Annotated in this window: 16 protein-coding genes and 1 pseudogene; 7 read left to right on the top strand and 10 right to left on the bottom strand. The window is 42.5% G+C overall.

Annotated features, from left to right (window positions below; genetic code table 11):
- Window positions 1-10 precede the first annotated feature (10 nt).
- On the bottom strand, window positions 11-2,029 hold the full coding sequence (gene ligA / locus IQ211_RS01415) for an NAD-dependent DNA ligase LigA (protein ID WP_189760472.1): 2,019 nt from the start codon (window positions 2,027-2,029) through the stop codon (window positions 11-13).
- A gap of 63 nt (window positions 2,030-2,092) precedes the next feature.
- Window positions 2,093-3,028, bottom strand: a complete 936-nt coding sequence (gene zipA, locus IQ211_RS01410; protein ID WP_189760471.1) for a cell division protein ZipA — start codon at window positions 3,026-3,028, stop codon at window positions 2,093-2,095.
- Between the two features lie 220 nt (window positions 3,029-3,248).
- Here zipA and cysZ point away from each other — a divergent pair, with 220 nt between their 5' ends.
- The 5 genes from cysZ (at window position 3,249) to crr (ending at window position 8,448) form a co-directional block, all read left to right on the top strand.
- The gene (cysZ, locus tag IQ211_RS01405) at window positions 3,249-4,025 is read left to right on the top strand and encodes a sulfate transporter CysZ (RefSeq protein ID WP_189760470.1); all 777 of its coding nucleotides are present in this window, start codon (window positions 3,249-3,251) and stop codon (window positions 4,023-4,025) included.
- A gap of 362 nt (window positions 4,026-4,387) precedes the next feature.
- Window positions 4,388-5,341: a cysteine synthase A gene (cysK, locus tag IQ211_RS01400; protein WP_189760469.1), complete on the top strand. Its 954-nt coding sequence runs from the start codon at window positions 4,388-4,390 to the stop codon at window positions 5,339-5,341.
- Between the two features lie 442 nt (window positions 5,342-5,783).
- Window positions 5,784-6,041, top strand: coding sequence for a phosphocarrier protein Hpr (gene ptsH, locus IQ211_RS01395; protein ID WP_047767271.1), 258 nt, complete (start codon window positions 5,784-5,786; stop codon window positions 6,039-6,041).
- A 124-nt stretch (window positions 6,042-6,165) separates the two neighbouring features.
- The gene (gene ptsI / locus IQ211_RS01390; RefSeq protein ID WP_189760468.1) at window positions 6,166-7,893 is read left to right on the top strand and encodes a phosphoenolpyruvate-protein phosphotransferase PtsI; all 1,728 of its coding nucleotides are present in this window, start codon (window positions 6,166-6,168) and stop codon (window positions 7,891-7,893) included.
- Between the two features lie 45 nt (window positions 7,894-7,938).
- Window positions 7,939-8,448: a PTS glucose transporter subunit IIA gene (gene crr / locus IQ211_RS01385; protein WP_047767273.1), complete on the top strand. Its 510-nt coding sequence runs from the start codon at window positions 7,939-7,941 to the stop codon at window positions 8,446-8,448.
- A 149-nt stretch (window positions 8,449-8,597) separates the two neighbouring features.
- Here crr and cysM read toward each other — a convergent pair whose 3' ends face one another.
- The 6 genes from cysM to IQ211_RS01355 form a co-directional block, all read right to left on the bottom strand.
- Window positions 8,598-9,479, bottom strand: a complete 882-nt coding sequence (gene cysM / locus IQ211_RS01380) for a cysteine synthase CysM (protein ID WP_189760467.1) — start codon at window positions 9,477-9,479, stop codon at window positions 8,598-8,600.
- A 132-nt stretch (window positions 9,480-9,611) separates the two neighbouring features.
- Window positions 9,612-10,700, bottom strand: coding sequence for a sulfate/thiosulfate ABC transporter ATP-binding protein CysA (gene cysA / locus IQ211_RS01375; RefSeq protein WP_189760466.1), 1,089 nt, complete (start codon window positions 10,698-10,700; stop codon window positions 9,612-9,614).
- Between the two features lie 14 nt (window positions 10,701-10,714).
- Entirely contained in the window at window positions 10,715-11,548 is an 834-nt protein-coding gene (cysW, locus tag IQ211_RS01370) for a sulfate/thiosulfate ABC transporter permease CysW (RefSeq protein WP_189760465.1), read from the bottom strand.
- Window positions 11,548-12,378, bottom strand: a complete 831-nt coding sequence (gene cysT / locus IQ211_RS01365) for a sulfate/thiosulfate ABC transporter permease CysT (protein ID WP_223281777.1) — start codon at window positions 12,376-12,378, stop codon at window positions 11,548-11,550. Before cysT ends, cysW begins: the two co-directional genes overlap by 1 nt.
- Window positions 12,378-13,415 carry a sulfate ABC transporter substrate-binding protein gene (locus tag IQ211_RS01360; RefSeq protein ID WP_189760464.1) on the bottom strand — a complete coding sequence of 346 codons (1,038 nt, stop codon included), beginning with the start codon at window positions 13,413-13,415 and terminating at the stop codon, window positions 12,378-12,380. Before IQ211_RS01360 ends, cysT begins: the two co-directional genes overlap by 1 nt.
- Window positions 13,416-13,670: 255 nt before the next feature.
- The gene (locus IQ211_RS01355; protein WP_223281776.1) at window positions 13,671-14,246 is read right to left on the bottom strand and encodes an RpoE-regulated lipoprotein; all 576 of its coding nucleotides are present in this window, start codon (window positions 14,244-14,246) and stop codon (window positions 13,671-13,673) included.
- A gap of 392 nt (window positions 14,247-14,638) precedes the next feature.
- Here IQ211_RS01355 and IQ211_RS01350 point away from each other — a divergent pair, with 392 nt between their 5' ends.
- Window positions 14,639-14,881, top strand: coding sequence for a hypothetical protein (locus IQ211_RS01350; protein ID WP_189760462.1), 243 nt, complete (start codon window positions 14,639-14,641; stop codon window positions 14,879-14,881).
- A gap of 148 nt (window positions 14,882-15,029) precedes the next feature.
- Here the strand turns inward: IQ211_RS01350 and IQ211_RS01345 are convergent, their stop codons facing one another.
- Both IQ211_RS01345 and IQ211_RS01340 read right to left on the bottom strand, forming a co-directional pair.
- The gene (locus tag IQ211_RS01345; RefSeq protein ID WP_189760461.1) at window positions 15,030-15,452 is read right to left on the bottom strand and encodes a GNAT family acetyltransferase; all 423 of its coding nucleotides are present in this window, start codon (window positions 15,450-15,452) and stop codon (window positions 15,030-15,032) included.
- Window positions 15,453-15,905: 453 nt separating this feature from the next.
- Window positions 15,906-16,145: pseudogene (locus IQ211_RS01340) on the bottom strand (IS1-like element transposase); the annotation flags it as partial.
- On the opposite strand from IQ211_RS01340, the gene IQ211_RS01335 reads away from it, so the two are divergent.
- Window positions 16,104-16,370: a hypothetical protein gene (locus IQ211_RS01335; protein ID WP_193836310.1), complete on the top strand. Its 267-nt coding sequence runs from the start codon at window positions 16,104-16,106 to the stop codon at window positions 16,368-16,370. The pseudogene IQ211_RS01340 and the gene IQ211_RS01335 sit on opposite strands and share 42 nt — an antisense overlap.
- Window positions 16,371-16,589 lie beyond the last annotated feature (219 nt).

The following is a 16,589-nucleotide window of genomic DNA, read 5'->3' as shown; positions in this document are numbered from 1 at the left end:
GGAATGCGCATTATTCCCCCAATAAACGGAGCATTTCCTCTTCATCAATCACAGCAATTCCCAGTTCATTGGCTTTAGCTAACTTGGAACCCGCAGCTTCACCCGCAATAACCAGATCTGTTTTCTTGGATACACTTCCTGTCACTTTTGCGCCTAAGACTGTCAGCTTATCTTTAGCTTCGTCTCGGGATAAACGGCTCAACGAACCTGTCAATACGACTGTCTTACCAGCAAATGGACTGTCGATTTCATCAAGGTTCAGGTTTTCAGTCGATTGCCAATGGATACCAATATTGTTGACTAGATCATCAATCACCACCTGATTGTGTGGCTCATTAAAGAAATTCACAACATGGCTGGCAACAACACTTCCTACATCCTGCACCGCAATCAGGGCTTCAATGTCCGCTGCACGTAATTTTTCTAACGTACCAAAATGAGCAACCAAATTAGCAGCAGTCGCTTCGCCCACTTCACGAATACCCAAAGAGTAAATAAAGCGTGCAAAAGTGGTTTTCTTCGCTTTCTCCAAGGCATTAATGACATTTTGCGCAGACTTAGGCCCCATTCGCTCAAGACCTGTTAATTTTCCGGCTGTCAGTCGGAAAAGATCTGCTGGCGTTTTGACATACTCTTTATCTACAAGCTGCTCAATAATTTTTTCACCCATGCCATCAACATCCATGGCACGGCGGGAAACAAAATGTTTCAGTGCCTCTTTACGCTGTGCTCCACAGAACAAGCCTCCGGTACAACGAGCAACCGCCTCACCTTCAACACGCTCTATATCTGAGCCACAAACCGGACAATGTATGGGAAAAATCACTTCCTGAGTATCTGCTGGCCTGTTTTCATGAACGACGCCCACGACTTGTGGGATAACATCTCCGGCACGACGAATAATCACCGTATCACCAATACGCAATCCCAGACGTTCAATTTCATCTGCATTATGCAGCGTGGCATTACTCACCGTAACACCGGCCACCAATACCGGCTCCAGACGAGCAACCGGAGTAATGGCGCCAGTACGTCCTACCTGAAACTCGACATCACGGATGATAGTTATCTGCTCTTGGGCCGGAAACTTGAAAGCCGTCGCCCAACGTGGCGCTCTGGCAACAAAACCCAATCTTTCTTGTAATTCGAGGGAATCGACCTTAACGACAATACCATCAATATCAAAGCCCAGTGTCGGCCGCTTCTGCTCAACGTCATGGTAGAAATCCATCACTCGTTGAGTACCCTGGCATAACTTCACGTTGTCATTGACAGGCAGCCCCCAACGCTTGAATTGCATCAGGCGTTCATAGTGACTCGTTGGTAACTCTCCGCCTTCCAGCACACCAACCCCATAACAATAAAACGTAAGTGGACGTTTAGCGGTAATGCGTGGATCAAGTTGACGCAGCGATCCAGCCGCCGCATTACGGGGGTTGGCGAAAACTTTATTGCCTGTGCGACGCGCTTCTTCGTTGAATTTTTCAAACCCAGCTTGCTTCATAAAGACTTCACCACGGATTTCGACGCGAGCAGGAATATTGTCCCCTTTCAAACGCAAAGGAATAGCACGAATGGTACGGACGTTGGCGGTAATATTCTCCCCCGTTGTCCCATCGCCACGCGTCGCAGCCTGTACCAATTCCCCATTTTCATACAGCAAACTGACCGCTAAACCATCAAGTTTTAATTCACAACAAAACACTAAATCCTGGCTGTTTTTCAGACGATCACGTACGCGTTTGTCAAACGCCAGATAGCTCTCTTCGTCAAATACGTTATCCAAAGACAACATCGGGATCTCATGGCGTACCTGCTCAAATACCGTTAACGGCGCTGCACCCACACGCTGGGTAGGAGAATCCGCAGTAACCAGTTCTGGATACTGCTCTTCCAGCATTTTTAATTCTCGCATCAAACGATCATATTCTGCATCAGGGATCTCTGGTGCATCCATAACATGATACAAATATTCGTGATGACGTAATGTTGTTCTTAATTCTTTGATTTTTTGGATGATATTTTCCATGATTTCTCACCAGAGATGAAAAACCCCCGACTAGCGGGGGCTTGATACTAATAAAAAGAGGGGTTATTCACTGACATTGAGCGTATCACGGATACGCGCTTTATAGAGTTCGATCATCTGTGGTGTCAGCAACTTGCGCTCACCATCCAGAACAACGCCTCCCACATCAGCAGCAATGCGCTGCGCCGCCTGTAACATCAGTTTAAAATTCTGATTGGAATCACCATATGAAGGTACAAGCATAAATATGGAAACGCCAGGAGTAGTGAAATCGACCATTTGGTCTGGATCAAACGAACCCGGTTTTACCATGTTAGCTAGACTGAACAACACAGCACCGCTACCCGATGGGTTTAGATGGCGATGAAAAATATTCATCTCACCAAACCGGAAGCTTGCCTGTAAAATGCTTTGGAACAGCACTTCACCATTCAGTTCTTGCCCATGATGAGCGGCAACATGCAACACCAACACGGTCTCTTTTTTAGTCTGTTCAGATTTAGACTGTGCTTCATTTTTCGCTGCCTTTGATTGCCCGTCCACAATGTCAGAGTCTGACTCTGCAACTCTGGCTTCTTTTGATTCAGTGGATTCAATCGGATCAAACAAGCCAAGTTGTGGTTCTTCTTGTTGATCATCGACACCTTTCACCTTGACTGTAGAAGCATCGGATTGATGCCTTGTAAGTAAAGGATCTGTACCATCATCAGACACTGTGGCTGACGATTCAGGCGCATGACGTTCGATAACCGGCCCGGCACGATGTTCAGTCTGCGGTTGCGTCGACTCCTGAACTTTCGATTTTGGCGTATTATCAAACAGCTCCTCGCCATCATCATCTTCTGGCTCTTCCTGACGCCCCTGTTTATGACGTTTAACTGGGCGATCACGAAAGAGTGATGAACGCTCTTTACGGCTGGTCCACAACCCATGTAATAGCAAAGCTATTATGGCTATCGCACCAACAACGATTAATATCAGACGCAAATCCTGCATCATTGCTATCTCTGTTGTTTAAATTAATTGCCATCACGGCGGAATATTCTTTAGATAAGAGTATTTGTCAAATAGGACAAGTGCAAGTCTCTACATACTTTTCTTACCATAATGAGAGATTTTCTCTGTTTTTTCGGATGTTTTTTACTCATGAAACGACTGGTCAGTAGAAAATCCTGCCTATATCATACCGTCTCAATCATCTAAGAGAGAATAAGAAAATATGACGAATTCGACAAGGTTGCCAAAACATGTGAATGGATTTCATTATATTGCCCAAGGTTGGCAACTGATAACCCGCCCTGGCATTAAGAGGTTCGTTCTATTACCTTTATTGGCTAATATCTTATTGCTAGGTGGTTCATTTTGGTGGCTATATCATAAATTAGGGGATTGGATACAATGGGCTCTCGATAAAATACCAGACTGGATGCAATGGTTAAGCTATTTAATTTGGCCACTTGCGGTTATCTCTATCTTACTGGTTTTTACCTATTTTTTCAGTACACTGGCTAATTTTATCGCTTCACCATTCAATGGGTTGCTGGCAGAAAAATTGGAGGCTGACTTAACAGGCATTCCGGCACCCGATACTGGGGTTATTGACTTACTCAAAGATACGCCCCGTATTCTGAAACGCGAAATAGTGAAAATTCTTTACTATATTCCGCGTGCAGTTGTCCTATTGTTACTTTACTTCATTCCAGGAATAGGCCAAACCGTCGCTCCTTTCCTTTGGTTTATTTTCAGTGCCTGGATGCTGACAATCCAATATTGTGATTTTCCATTTGATAACCATAAAGTCAGTTTTACCACTATGCGCAATACATTACGCCAAAATAAAATAGATAACCTGCAATTCGGTGCAGCAGTCAGCATTCTGACCATGATCCCGATTGTGAACCTGTTTATCATGCCCGTTGCGGTTTGTGGCGCAACTGCGATGTGGGTTGATCGCTACCGTGCTCAACATGCCCTGAATCGCACATCATCAAATTAATTTAATCTTCTGTTTACGACTTTTTGTCGACTACACGCCTCCTGACCGGTTATAAGCATGTCAGGAGGGTATCAGATGTTGGCGTTCCTTACCCCGCGCTCCGCGCGGTAAGGAATATTCCTATCATTTTGAAACGCTATTTATATGTATTAAACTTCAAGTTGCAATTTACAACACGACATGAAACCTGATTTCTCCCTGCTTCTCGGGGAGAAATCACACACATCTTAAAGTTAGATTGATATAAAATGTCCATCAATTATTCTTTTATATAATAAGAATAGACTGAAACCTTATTTCCATAAATATGATGTTAGCGTATGGTTAACCAGTATTTACGGTATGTTAGGGGCAAACGAACAATGAGCAAAATTTATGAAGATAATTCGTTGACTATTGGTCACACTCCGCTAGTACGTTTAAAAAATTTCGCGAATGGTCGCATCCTGGCGAAAGTAGAATCCCGTAACCCCAGCTTCAGTGTTAAATGCCGCATTGGTGCCAATATGATCTGGGATGCCGAAAAACGGGGCATTCTGACCAAAGATAAAGAACTTATCGAACCAACCAGTGGTAATACAGGGATTGCACTTGCCTATGTTGCAGCTGCCCGTGGTTATAAGCTGACATTGACCATGCCTGAAACAATGAGCCTTGAACGACGTAAGTTGTTGAAAGCACTTGGCGCAAATTTGGTGCTGACCGAAGGTGCAAAAGGCATGAAAGGCGCGATTGAGAAAGCTAACGAAATCCATGACAGTAACCCTGACCGTTATATACTCCTGCAACAATTCAGCAATCCCGCCAATCCTGAAATCCATGAAAAAACCACTGGCCCTGAAATTTGGGAAGATACTGACGGTAATGTAGACGTTTTTGTTGCTGGTGTAGGAACTGGCGGCACAATTACGGGTGTTGCCCGTTACTTAAAAAATACGCGGGGCAAACCAGTCACTATCGTTGCGGTAGAACCAGAAAGTTCACCTGTTATCAGCCAAAAATTGGCGGGTGAAGAACTTAAACCAGGTCCACATAAAATTCAGGGAATTGGCGCTGGTTTCATTCCTGATAACTTAGATTTAACATTAGTTGACCGCGTATTTAAAATCAGCAATGAAGAAGCGATGCAGATTGCACGTGAAATCACTGAAAAAGAAGGTATTCTTGCGGGAATTTCTTCAGGTGCTGCTGTTGCTGCGGCCATCAAAATAGCGCAAGAAGAAGCATACCAGGATAAAAATATCGTGGTAATTTTGCCTTCGTCGGCGGAACGTTATCTCAGTACAGCACTGTTTGCTGACTTACTCAGTGAGTAAAAATCACTCGATAGAATTTTTCACTCCATTGACAAAAAAGCACCTTCAGGGTGCTTTTTTGTGCATCAGATCAAAGTTTAAAACTTTCCTAGATGATTTATTCAAGTAGCTTTAGTATTTAACCAGTAATTATTTTGATGCACGAAATTAATCGCCAACCAGACGGCAAATAAGGTTATTCAAACTAAAGCCTTCTTTAGATAACGTGTATTAACACCAAATCAACAATTGAGTGCATCAAGTATGTTAATTATTTGATAATGATTATTATAATCCCACTAAATTTCAAGTTAAAATTAGCAACACAATAACTTGAAAAGTGAAGGGAGTACGCTTTACTTCATTATCATTTTAACGGTTGTATAAGCCGCAGGGAATTCAGCGATAACCAATGGAATTCTCTTCGCTTATCAACGCATATTTAAGTTATTGAGGAAATATTATGTTCCAGCAAGAAGTTACTATTACTGCACCAAACGGCCTCCACACTCGCCCTGCGGCACAATTTGTTAAAGAAGCAAAAGGCTTTGCTTCTGACATTACTCTGACTTCTGGGGGCAAGTCTGCCAGCGCAAAAAGCCTGTTCAAATTACAAACGCTGGGATTGACTCAAGGTACAGTTGTAACGATTTCTGCTGAAGGCGAAGATGAACAACAGGCTGTTGAACATTTAGTTAAATTAATGGGTGAATTGGAATAATCGTCCGTTCAATCAAGCCAGTCTATTTCATTCAGCTTATCCCCAGATCAATAAAATCTGGGGATATTTAGGGTTCCCCCTAAATCTTAATGAAAGGTAATCACCCGTAGTAAGGTCATATAATATGATTTCAGGTATCTTAGTATCACCAGGAATTGCTTTCGGTAAAGCGTTATTACTGAAAGAAGATCCCATCATTATCAATCATAAAAAAATTATTCCTGAACAAGTTGAACAAGAAATTTCCCGCTTTAAGCAAGGCCGTGACAAATCTTCCGCACAATTAGAGATCATTAGAGAAACAGCCGAAAAAAATCTGGGTGCAGAAAAAGCTGAAATCTTCGAAGGCCATATTATGTTGCTGGAAGATGAAGAGCTAGAGCAGGAAATTATCACACTTATTAAAAAAAACCTGTTAACAGCAGATGCAGCCGTTCATTCCGTTATTGAAGATCAGGCCAATGCGCTGGAAGAACTGGATGATGAATATTTGAAAGAGCGAGCCGCCGATGTGCGTGATATTGGTAAGCGCTTACTGAAAAATATTCTGGATATGCCAATTATCGACTTAGGTTCCATTGAAGAAGAAGTCATCCTGGTTGCCAGTGACCTGACGCCATCAGAAACCGCACAACTCAATCTGGACAAGGTATTAGGTTTCATCACTGATCTTGGTGGCCGAACTTCTCACACGTCCATTATGGCTCGCTCTCTGGAATTACCAGCGATTGTTGGTACAACCAATGCGACCAGGCAAATCCAAAATGGTAATTACCTGATTCTGGATGCCGTCAATAATCACATTTATGTGAACCCATCTGATACCGAAATCGAGAAACTGAAAACCGCGAAAAGTGAGTATCTGACAGAAAAAACCGAACTGGCGAAGCTGAAAGACTTACCGGCCATCACTTTGGATGGACATCAAGTTGAAGTTTGCGCCAATATCGGTACGGTACGTGACATCGCTGGCGCTGAACGCAATGGTGCCGAAGGTATTGGTTTATACCGTACTGAATTTCTGTTTATGGATCGTGATTCTCTGCCAACCGAAGATGAACAGTTTGAGGCCTATAAAGCAGTGGCAGAAGCAGTTGGTAATCAAGCCGTCATTATTCGTACAATGGACATTGGTGGCGATAAAGATTTACCTTACATGAACCTGCCAAAAGAAGAGAACCCATTCCTTGGCTGGCGTGCGATCCGTATTTGCCTTGACCGTAAAGAGATCTTACATTCTCAATTACGTGCTATCCTGAGAGCTTCTGCATTTGGTAGACTGCGCATTATGTTCCCAATGATTATTTCTGTTGAAGAAATACGGGAATTGAAAGCTGAGCTTGCGTTACTCAAAGAGCAATTACGCAATGAAAACAAAGCATTTGATGAATCGATTGAAGTTGGCATCATGGTCGAAACGCCTGCTGCTGCAACCATTGCTCATCATCTTGCAAAAGAAGTTGACTTTTTTAGTATTGGGACAAACGATCTAACTCAGTATACTCTTGCGGTAGACCGTGGTAATGAGCTGATTTCTCATCTCTACAACCCAATGTCACCAGCAGTGTTGAGCTTAATCAAGCAGGTTATTGATGCCTCACACGCAGAAGGTAAATGGACGGGCATGTGTGGAGAGCTTGCCGGTGATGAGCGCGCCACGCTGTTGCTCTTGGGTATGGGATTGGATGAGTTCAGTATGAGTGCAATATCAATTCCACGCATTAAAAAGATCATCCGTAATACTAATTATGATGATGCAAAAGCACTGGCAGAGCAGGCTTTAACTCAGCCAACAGCAAAGGAATTGATGGATTTGGTTGACACCTTTACCAGAGAAAAAACACTCTGCTAAAAATTAGCCAGAATACGGTCCCATTAAACAATTAGGAGAAGATTCATGGGTCTGCTTGATAAATTGAAATCTCTGGTTTCAGACGATAAAAAAAATAGTGGCAGTATTGAAATTATCGCGCCATTGTCAGGTGAGATAGTCAACATCGAAGATGTTCCAGATGTTGTGTTTGCCGAAAAAATCGTTGGTGATGGTATCGCGATTAAACCAACTGGCAATAAAATTGTCGCTCCTGTTGATGGCACCATTGGTAAGATCTTCGAAACTAATCATGCTTTTTCTATCGAATCTGATAGTGGCATTGAGCTATTCGTCCATTTTGGTATTGATACCGTTGAACTGAAAGGTGAAGGTTTTAAGCGCATTGCCGAAGAAGGTCAACGGGTACAAAAAGGTGATTTGGTTTTAGAGTTTGATCTGGCATTTTTGGAAGAAAGGGCTAAATCAACCTTAACTCCTGTTGTTATTTCTAACATGGATGAAATTAAAGAGTTAACGAAAGTCAATGGCTCCGTAGTCGTAGGTGAGTCAGTCATCATGAGAATCAAAAAATAACAGAAAAATCATTGAGGGATATTTGCCTCTTTTTTCTGTTAACCGATTCATTTTAATTGATGACCTGCCCGTGAATCGCCACTGCTTTATCAGGCTAGTTAGTAGAATGCTCGATAAAACAGGGCGATTTTTTTATGGATGATAAAAAGTTAATTAAATACTCCTGTGGACAAGTACCTGTCACCACGATCACAAATAATCGCTACAATAACTGCCCCAGGATTTTCGGCTGCGATGCGTAACGCGCCAGCAACGGCGCCACCAGAGCTGACGCCACAGAAAATACCTTCCTTTTTGGCCAACAAACGCATGGTATTTTCCGCTTCTGTTTGGGTGATATCCAGGATCTGATCCACCAGCTCTTCCTGATAGATTCCGGGCATATACGCCGGAGCCCAACGACGAATACCAGGAATATGGCTATCTTTCGCCGGTTGTAATCCAGTCACCTTCACTCTGTCAGACTGAGATTTCAAATAGCGGCTTACTCCCGTAATCGTGCCTGTTGTTCCCATACTGGAAACAAAGTGTGTGATGCGTCCCTGTGTTTGCTGCCAAATTTCTGGGCCAGTAGTATTAAAATGTGCCAGCGCATTATCCGTATTATTAAATTGGTCCAGAACTTTTCCTTCCCCATTCTTCTCCATTTCTTGCGCCAAATCCCGCGCACCTTCCATTCCCAATTCTTTACTGACTAAAATTAATTCAACACCGTAAGCCCGCATTGACGCCTGTCTCTCAAGGCTCATATTTTCAGGCATCAATAATTTTAGGCGATATCCTTTTACCGCCGCGATCATCGCCAGTGCAATCCCCGTATTACCACTCGTTGCTTCAATCAAAACATCGCCCGGAGCAATTTCCCCACGCAATTCCGCTTGCAGGATCATCGAAAGCGCAGCTCTGTCTTTTACCGAACCCGCAGGGTTATTGCCTTCCAGCTTCACCCAAATCTCAGCATCAACACCTTTTGTAATTCGTTGTAATTTTACCAGCGGTGTATTACCTATAAATTCTTCCAAGCTTGCCACAGCATTACCTAGTTCGTATGAGAATGGATAAACAAATAATCATATTAAGGAAACTGTAGCAAGCCATTAAGCAAAAAATCCCTACTCCTTTGCATGACGGGAAATAGGGATTCAATATAAGGATGAATTAGATCAGGCAGATTCAGCAAATCGCAACACTTTTAATGGCAAATTCCCCGCATACAAGCGAGCACCTGTGCCACCAATAAAATAGTCACTTCCCCTAATTGGTATAGATGAATCATCCCGCCAAATCACAGACAGGTAATCATCGCCCCATCCTAGCGGTTGAACAGATAAGAGGGAAAAATGACCGCGCGGACTCACTTCCACAACTTGCACTGGCAAAGGGCAAACAGGTGTTTGCCTGGCACTAAGCATCATATCCCAAGGCCGGAAAAATACATCAACATTTCCTTGATGTAGCGGTGTGATATTCAATGGAAAAATTTTCCCACCAATCCAAAGTTGGGAACCTTTAATTTCACCACTCAGTTTGTTTATTTCTCCCATAAATTCAAGGACAAAGCGGCTATCCGGCTCATGCCATACTTGCTGAGGGGTGCCGACCTGTTCAATGCGTCCTTGATTCATAAGTACCACCCTGTCAGCCACCTCCATTGCCTCTTCCTGATCATGGGTGACAAACACGCTGGTAAACTTCAACTCTTCATGCAGCTGACGCAACCAACGACGTAACTCCATGCGAACCTGAGCATCTAATGCACCAAAAGGTTCATCTAATAAGAGGATCTGTGGCTCAACCGCCAATGCTCTCGCTAATGCCACACGCTGTTTTTGTCCACCAGAAAGCTGCGATGGATAACGTTCTGCCAAATGAGCAAGTTGCACCATATCCAGCAATGCCATAACTTTACTACGCAATGCCTCAGCACTGGGACGCTGGCGACGAGGAAGAACCGTCAAGCCAAAAGCCACATTATCAAATACCGTCATATGGCGAAATAAGGCATAGTGCTGGAATACAAACCCAACATGCCGATCTTTTGCATGTAATCGGCTGACATCCTGGCCGTGAAATTTCAATTGGCCGGCACTCTGCTGCTCAAGCCCGGCGATAATCCTCAGTAATGTCGTCTTGCCAGAACCCGATGGACCAAGCAGAGCTACCATCTCACCAGATTCAATATCCAGTGAAATGTCATTCAGTATCTGAGATCGACCAAAAGATTTACTGATTTTACTGATTTCAATACTCATATCCCGCTCCTAACCTAGCCTTGTTGGCGGCTTAAACGCCATTGCAATGCACTTTTGACAATCAGAGTAATAATCGCCATCACCGCCAATAAAGCCGCAGCCGTAAATGCGCCAACCGTATTGTAATCTTGATACAACAACTCAACCTGCAAAGGCAGCGTATAGGTTTCACCACGAATTGCCCCCGATACCACAGACACAGCACCAAATTCCCCAATCGCCCGCGCATTGGTCAAAACGACGCCATATAACAATGCCCAACGAATATTTGGCAATGTCACGCGCCAGAACATCGTCCAGCCAGAGGCACCCAACAATATGGCAGCTTCATCCTCCTGATTGCCCTGACTCAACATCACCGGCACCAATTCACGGACAACAAACGGACATGTCACAAACACAGTCACCAAGACCATACCAGGCCATGAGAACATCAATTGGATGTCATAACTCCCTAACCAGCCATTTGCACCATAAAACAGCAGATAAAGTAATCCAGCTACAACCGGCGAAATCGCAAACGGAATATCAATTAATGTCAGTAATAATTGTCTGCCGGGGAATTGGAAACGTGTCACTAACCATGCCGTCATCACACCAAAAACCAAATTAAGAGGAACAGTGATAAGCGCAATCATCACTGTTAGCCAGATAGCGTGCAGCATATCGGGATCGAAAAGGTTCTGGACAACCATGTCGATTCCTTTGGAAAAAGCGGTCAAGAAAATCCATGCTACCGGTATAACCAACAGCAAAAGGGAAAAAAATACACCAGTGCCGATCAGTAACCATTTTCCCCAATTTATAGTGGGACGTTGTGCCACTGTGTGTGCTGAAAATTCAGTCATTACTGTCCCCCTATCCGTTTACCAAAGCGGCTTTGCAATATATTGACGCTAAACAGCAGTAATAACGACGCTGCGAGGATGACTGAAGCGATCGCACTAGCCGCCGGATAATCAAACTCTTGCAGGCGGACAAAGATCATCAGAGAGGCGACTTCGGTTTGCCAGGCAATATTGCCTGCAATGAAAATCACGGCACCAAATTCCCCCAGGCTACGCGTAAAAGAGAGCACAGTTCCGGCAATCAATGCCGGCGAAACTTCTGGTAATATAACCCGCCGAAAAGTTTGCCAACGGCTTGCTCCCAAGGTCTGTGCCGCTTCCTCATATTCAGGCCCCAGTTCTTCAAGCACAGGCTGAACAGTGCGCACAACAAACGGCAGACTCGTGAATGCCATTGCGACCGCAATCCCCAGCCAGGTATTGGCGACTTTGATATCGAAATGGCCCAGCCAGGCCCCATACCACCCAGTTGCAGAAAAGAGTGTCGCTAGCGTTAGACCAGCAACTGCCGTCGGTAAAGCAAATGGCAAATCCATCAGACCATCTAATAAACTACGCCCGGGAAATTGATAGCGCGTTAATATCCAGGCCATCAACATGCCAAAAACCATATTGAACAAACTGGCAATCCCTGCCGCCAATAATGTCACCTTATAAGCGGCAACAACCTGCGGATTAGCGATGACCTGCCAATATTGTTCCCATGTCATACTCGAAAGCTGTACTACCAGAGCACTTAGTGGCAATAACAGAATAAGGCAGACATAAAACAGGCTACAACCTAAACTCAGCCCAAATCCGGGCAAGACACGTTTGCTAAATACCCGCATTATTTGCGCCCTTCTTCCAATAACTGATCAAGCGTACCGCCAGTATTGAAGTGAGTTTTCATCACTTGAGGCCAGCTACCGAATTGTTCTTCGAGGCGAAACAGTTTAGTTACAGGAAAACGGGAGTGCTGTGTTTGCATCACATTTTGATCAATCACACGATAATGAAAACTGGCTATGATTTGCTGGGCTGACGGACTATACAAATAATTTAAATACGCTCTGGCAAGCGCTTCCGTACCATTTTTCTGAACATTCTTATCCACCCAGGTCACAGGGAATTCAGCCAAAATATTTACCGGAGGTACAATGACCTGGTAATTATCTGCCCCATACTGTTTGCGAATGTTATTGACCTCAGATTCGAAACTAATCAGTACATCCCCTATACCCCGTTCAATAAAGGAAGTTGTTGCGCCACGACCTCCGGTATCAAACACCGCCACATTCTGTAAAAAATGCTGCATCAGTTGGCGAACCTTCGCGGGATCATGCGGATTTTTTTGCTGAAAAGCGCCCCATGCAGCCAGATAGGTATAGCGTCCATTACCTGATGTTTTTGGATTTGGGAAAACTAATTTCACATCATTTCGCACCAAATCTTCCCAGGATTGGATATGTTTGGGATTACCTTTGCGTACCAGAAACGCCATAGTGGAATAATATGGAGAACTATTATTCGGCAAACGCTGCTGCCAATTAGCAGGAATGAGATTGCCCCGATCGTGCAAGATCTGAATATCTGTGACTTGGTTATAAGTGACGATATCCGCCCGCAATCCATGCAAAATGGCCAATGCTTGCTTAGATGAACCGGCATGGGACTGTTTGATAGTCAATTTATCCTGCGGGTTCTGTTCATTCCATTGTTTTTCAAATTCCGAATTTAAGCGCAAGAATAATTCTCGCCCAATATCGTAAGAACTATTCAGCAACTCAACAGCTAAGGCGCTAGAGCTATAAACGTTGAGACAGGCCAGAAACAACAGGCTAGTCACTCCGTTTAATAATTTATTTTTTATTGCCACTATTTTCATCCAACACCTTATTCTTCACACTGTTTGACAACAATTTCTCTACTGTATCCAGAATCTTTATAACAGGGTAGTTTACTGGCTACTGTTTTATATACCGAATTTTTATGAGAAATGATGAAAAACGATAAGGTGTAGAAAATATCAGGTCACAGGTGCCAGCCGCTTATCAAGTAACTGAACTCTGGCACTCTGCCCTTATCATACAAGTGGATTAAAAGATTTTTGACTTGATATAAAGCGATTTGTAGGCTTTTATCAGGATTGCCAAATAATACGCGAAACTTTCCAGCCCTTCAGAACATCATCAGAAGGCATTAACCCTTCAGGGCCTTCCCAAACTCCGGTAAAAACATAGCTGACATGCTGACTCTGCGGAGCAGTGCAAATAACTGTAGGCGATGCAGTGAGATCATTGGAACGGTGACATTTTCCAAATGCCTGGTCATAGAGACTGGAGAAAGGTGTACCTATTTTCGTTCCCCAAACGGTTTTAACCTCATCATCCAACACGTCAATACGATTAACTTTACCATTGACCAGACCGTGAAATTCCAGTTTTACCTGACCTTCTTCCATGCCCTGAATAACACTCACTAACTTGCCATCTTGCATCTCCATGCCACTACGCAGACGATATTTTCCTTCCAACCCTTTTTCGATTGCAGATTGGGACATCTCCGTCTGTTTATTGATTGTTCCTATACCCTGCTCGGAAACGCTTAAGGAACTGCCAAACCAATTAAAAGGTGACAAAGCAGGCCATGACATTCTTAAAGTTCCGGCACAAGCCGTCAACAAGAGTGAGCATCCGACTAAGCTGCTGGCAGCCATAACCCTCTTCCGTTTAGAACAGACATTAAATGCAAAAAATTTATCCATCGCTGTTTTCTTACCTTCGATTCTATGGCGTTGTCATTTGATATCTACACGCATTAAACTTCAAGTTGCAATTGACAATACGATATGAAACCTGATTTGCTCCCCGCTTCGCGGGGAGAGATCACATGCATCTTGAAGTGAGATTGGTATATCAGACCACATTCTAAAAAAAACATTCAATTTTAAATATACAAACCATTCATCAACAGAAACATAAAAATTATGTTTAAAAGATATTATTTATCAAGTATTGCTAATATATTTATAAAGCAAACTGTATGATCAAATAGTATTATAAATTTTTATTCTTATCTGGCCAGGTGATGTAACTCAGGAAAGAAATTATGAATATTCCTTATCTATATCATGTTAATCATCAACATCCTTCTAACTGGACTGTATTAAAAGGAAAATCCACATACTCTATACCTGAGCATTATTCCCTATCCAAGGATGAGAATGGGAATATTAAAGTAATGCTTTACATTGACGATGAAAAACCAATAATGTCAAAAGATCTTCTTGTTATAAAAAACAAATACATGAGAAGATGGGTACACTCTATTCATATTTCATCAAAAAAGTAATGGTTGAAAATTCAAGATGCGTGTGATTTGCTCCCCGTGAAGCAAATCAGGTTTCATATCGTGTTGTCAATTGCAACTTGAAATTTAATGCGTATAGAATAATTCTATTCAGCCATTTCATGGCTTGTATATTTATCTAACGATTCATTTAATCAATAATCAATCGCTTGCTAAACATGACATTTTCTTGGCCCAAATAATCATATTCCATCTTTTCGCACATACAGATTGTTGCATCATTTTCTTCTGGAACCACAATTAAAATACTGGGGCAACCTCTGGCCAATAATTTCTTTTCCAGGCGAGAGATCAATGCATTGGCTATTCCCCTGCCCCTGAATTCAGGGTGCACTCCCAGATAGTAGGCATGACCACGGTGTCCATCATAACCACCCATCACTGTACCAACCACTTCTCCCGCAACTTCAGCAACCAAAAATAAATCAGCGTCATGAGTCAGTTTACGCTCAATATCTATTTCTGGATCATCACCAGAGTTAATCAAATCACAACGATCCCAAAGTGTGATAACGGCTTCAAAGTCGTCTTGCCGAAATACCCGAATTTCCATAGTTAGTACGCCTATTTAATAAGCAATCAAATCAATGTTAATTATCACTGCTTTTATTTTGGAATCAATATGAAAATGCGTTCATTGCTACTATTATGTTTCTATATTTGTCCATGATTTTTATTTTTATATTAAAATCAAATAATTAATAACACATTAAACTGTATGCGTATAAACATTTGTATAAATATTTGGGATGATTATGGCTGCTATACGCATTAAACTTCAAGTTGCAATTGACAACACGATATGGAACCTGATTTCCCCCGATTCGCGGGGAGAAATCACACGCATCTTGAAATTAGATTGGTATAAACTCAACAAACTTAGTGGCAAAAAACTGGTGATGCATTCAAAGTGTTGATTGGCCTTAAACATAATATTTTCTTTCGATGAAAGTGCTGATAATTTTGTCATACATTTTAGGGAATTCTGAATAACTCAACGTCACTACTTTTTGTTCCCGGCAAAAGACCCCAGCTCATCAACTTCGCACCACATTATCCAGAGGGAGCGTTGTTACACATCGTGGACGAAGTTTTTAGCGTGCGAACAACGGCATTAATGCTGATCTTTTATTCCAGCTTGACAAGCACGATAGAAATAGTCGAGCTGGAAAGTACGATTACACCATAAACAATAGTAACGTTGATGACCGCTAAAACCGCTATTACTGCTTCTTGGGCTGTCGGTACACTTTTAACAGCGACAGCTATGGTAGGTGGTAGCATTATTGCTGTTGCCGGAATAGTTTTGCTTACCGGAATTGTAGTAGCTTATGGTTTAGATGTTCTTGACAAACAATATGGAATAAGTGATAAAGTAATAGCATTTATAAAAGAAGAGATAAGAAGAAAACCAAGAACACCAACATCAGATTTACAATATTTTTTTAATAAAATGGGAAAAATCAGGTGAATAAAAAATATTTAAAGGCTTTGGGTGGGTTAATATTATTGATTATATTTACACCTATTATGATTTTAGTAATTAGTTATGTTTTTTCATTATTCCTTATGGAAGATGAACTGAACAACCACCGACTAAAGTCGGTGGGTTAGTGATTAACGGACTGAAAGTCCGGATACGCGTCGGCTAAACGACGCGTCAATCGTCCATTCTGAAATTATCATCCGG

The organism is Xenorhabdus griffiniae (assembly GCF_015163655.1).
In the GTDB taxonomy this organism is placed as follows: domain Bacteria; phylum Pseudomonadota; class Gammaproteobacteria; order Enterobacterales; family Enterobacteriaceae; genus Xenorhabdus; species Xenorhabdus griffiniae.
The sequence above is the reverse complement of the archived record's forward strand: the minus strand, read 5'-3'. Positions and strand labels throughout refer to the sequence as shown.